Genomic DNA, 1,037 nt, shown 5'->3' with positions numbered 1-1,037 from the left:
ACGACGACCGCGATCAGGGCCAGGGCGGCGGCGCCGATCAGCCATGGGTTGCCAGGGAGCGTGCCGACGGCCCCGAACGCCCCGGCGGCGATCAGTAGTGGCAGGCCGCAGCACAGGATAGGCAGCGACACCAGGCCGAGGGTGGTCAGCGTGCGGCGGGTGCGCTCGGAATCGGCCATGGTCGGCTCCCGTCAGGCTTTCGGGGTGATGCGCATGCACGCCGCCAGCGCGGCGGCGTTGTCCGCCGCCAGCGAGCGGGCCAGCGACACCAACTGGGCCACCCGCGAGTCGGCGACCCGGTAGTGCGCGAACCGGCCCTGTCGCCGAACCTCGACGTAGCCGCAGTCCGACAGACACCCCAGATGTGTGGACACCCGCCGCGTTCGCGACCCGCTTCGGAGACCGACTGTCTCTCTAGCCGACGAGCGCGGAACGTAGCCAAGACGCAAGATCACAACAAGGAAACGAAGTCGCCCTGCTTACACAGAAAATTTGACAACCTCGCAACTGCAGCGCCTGGCGCCCGATCCGGTCACCGCGCCGCATGTGCGGTGGATCTTCGCCGAACGTGGTGCCGGGCGCAGCGCCGCGTCCATCGCACGGGAGTTGAACGAGCGGGGTGTCCCATGCCCCTCGAGCAACGACCCGACCCGTAACCGGCATCGGTCGAACACCGTATGGTCGCTGCGCACGATCATCGAGATCGTGGAGAACCCCCGGTACACCGGCCGCCAGGTCTGGGGGCGCACTAGCGCCGACCGCAGACACCGCTCCGTCACCGGGCGGCGCCCGTCGACCCGGCGCGACATGGGGGAGTGGGCGATCTCGACCACGCTCGCGCGCCGACGCCAAAATAAACAACCCCACGAAGTCCGTCTGATAGGCTCAGATAGGACCCGTGGGGCAATTATGTGTCCGAGGGGGGACTTGAACCCCCACGCCCGTTAAGGGCACTAGCACCTCAAGCTAGCGCGTCTGCCATTCCGCCACCCGGACTTGCGGTCTCCCGCTGGTGTGTGCACAGAGTATCGGATGGG

Annotated in this window: 2 protein-coding genes and 1 tRNA gene; 1 reads left to right on the top strand and 2 read right to left on the bottom strand. The window is 67.8% G+C overall.

Annotated features, from left to right (window positions below):
* Positions 1–191: 191 nt before the first annotated feature.
* The gene (locus ACRDSQ_RS08720) at positions 192–374 is read right to left on the bottom strand and encodes a hypothetical protein (protein ID WP_431420288.1); all 183 of its coding nucleotides are present in this window, start codon (positions 372–374) and stop codon (positions 192–194) included.
* Positions 375–492: 118 nt separating this feature from the next.
* On the opposite strand from ACRDSQ_RS08720, the gene ACRDSQ_RS08715 reads away from it, so the two are divergent.
* Positions 493–948, top strand: coding sequence for a recombinase family protein (locus ACRDSQ_RS08715; RefSeq protein WP_431420287.1), 456 nt, complete (start codon positions 493–495; stop codon positions 946–948).
* Here ACRDSQ_RS08715 and ACRDSQ_RS08710 read toward each other — a convergent pair.
* Positions 913–996 (bottom strand) — tRNA-Leu (locus ACRDSQ_RS08710). The genes ACRDSQ_RS08715 and ACRDSQ_RS08710 overlap by 36 nt on opposite strands.
* Between the last annotated feature and the right edge of the window lie 41 nt (positions 997–1,037).

This window comes from Actinokineospora sp. (assembly GCF_050699995.1).
Classification (GTDB): domain Bacteria; phylum Actinomycetota; class Actinomycetes; order Mycobacteriales; family Pseudonocardiaceae; genus Actinokineospora.
This window is presented reverse-complemented; position numbering and strand designations above follow the sequence as displayed.